The sequence below is a fragment of the Caloramator sp. CAR-1 genome (assembly GCF_030546345.1).
GTDB lineage: Bacteria > Bacillota > Clostridia > Clostridiales > Caloramatoraceae > Caloramator > Caloramator australicus.
On record NZ_JAUONW010000058.1, the window covers coordinates 1 to 1647 of the forward strand.

Annotated in this window: 1 protein-coding gene; it reads left to right on the forward strand. The window is 31.8% G+C overall.

Annotation, left to right across the window (positions count from 1 at the left end):
- Positions 1–116: 116 nt before the first annotated feature.
- Positions 117–1532, forward strand: coding sequence for an ISLre2 family transposase (locus tag Q3V94_RS13580; RefSeq protein ID WP_202801031.1), 1416 nt, complete (start codon positions 117–119; stop codon positions 1530–1532).
- Positions 1533–1647 lie beyond the last annotated feature (115 nt).

Genomic DNA, 1647 nt, shown 5'->3' on the forward strand with positions numbered 1-1647 from the left:
GCATTGCATKTMCAATTTAAATAATATCATAGTGTAAAATTATTGTAGGACGAAAAAGGACAAAAAATTTAAAAGAGACAACCCCTGTGGTAAAATAAAAAGTGGAAAAAACACAAATCAATAAGGGGGTGTCTCTTTTGAATAATATTATACAACATGATATTATACAACAACATTTAATAAATTTCACTACTAAATTAATAAAAAATGTAGAAGAAATGCTGTCAAAAGAATGGGATTTTACAAAACTTGTTGAGGTAGTTAAAGAATCGACTGATGAACTTGGAAGGAATATAATAAAAGACTTTTTAGAAGAATTAGATAAAGCGATTAAAGAAGATGATAAGAGAAAAAAGGAATGGATAGTTGAAAGAAAAGACAAGAAAAGTATTATTACGCTCCTAGGAGGAATAGAATATTCAAGAACATACTACAAATCAAGAAAGAGCGGAGAATATAGATATTTACTTGATGATGTTATAGGTATAAGGAAACATGAGAAGGTGGATAAAGAAGTAAAGATAAGGCTTGTAGAGAATGCAATCAACATGTCCTACGAAGAAAGTAGCAAGGTAACATGCAAAGAGAAGCTAAGTAGGCAAACGGTATTTAATGCAATAAGGCAGGTAGGGGAAGTAGAGGTAAAGAGAGAAGTAAAAGAAAAAAGGAAGGTAAGGGTATTATACATAGAAGCGGATGAAGATCATGTTGCACTGCAGAATGGCAAAAAGGAGATGCCAAGGCTTGTCTATGTTCATGAAGGAAGGCAAGAGAGGAATGGAAGGAATGAATTAAAAAATGTATATTACAAAGCATACGTAGGAGTAGAAGCAGAAGAAATATGGATAGATGTAGCGAATTATGTGTATGAGAATTATGAAATAGAGAGCATAGAAAAGATATATATAGCAGGGGATGGGGCAAGATGGATAAAGGAAGGGATAGAGTGGATTCCAAAAGCGAAATTTGTATTAGACAGATATCATTTAAACAAATACATAATAAGAGGGACAGCAAAGAGAGAAGAATATAGGGAAAAGATATGGAAAGCCATAAATGAAGGAGATAAGAAGGGTTTAAGGGAAATATTTAAGGAGCTTGCAAGTAAAGCAGAAACTAATACAGAAAAAGAAAGGATAAAAGAAGTAAGAAGGTATATATTAAACAACTGGGAAGGGATAGAAATATATAAAGATGACGATGATGTAATAGGATGCAGCGCAGAAGGGCATGTAAGCCATGTATTATCGGCGAGATTAAGCAGCAGGCCATTAGGATGGAGCAAGGAAGGATTAAAGATAATGGCAAAGCTAAGGGTATTTAGCAAGAATGGAGGAAATTTAAGGGAAATAAGTGTGTTTAAGGAAGATGAAAAAGCCTTCAAGGTAAGTAAGAAGAAAATAAAAGAAGCGATAAGAAAGATAAATAAATCTTCACGTGAAGTTATGAATAATATAACGATATTGAACATAGGGAAAGTAACGCCAATTTACAGGATATTAAAATCAATAAAATATGAAAATATAATTTAAGTTTTTTAAATTTAACAAACGCCTTGAAACTAGCTAATTTAAGGGGTTGTCTATAAAAATTAACCTACAATATCTTGACACTATCAAAGTAATAAGYTTCAKATTTGAAATTTTA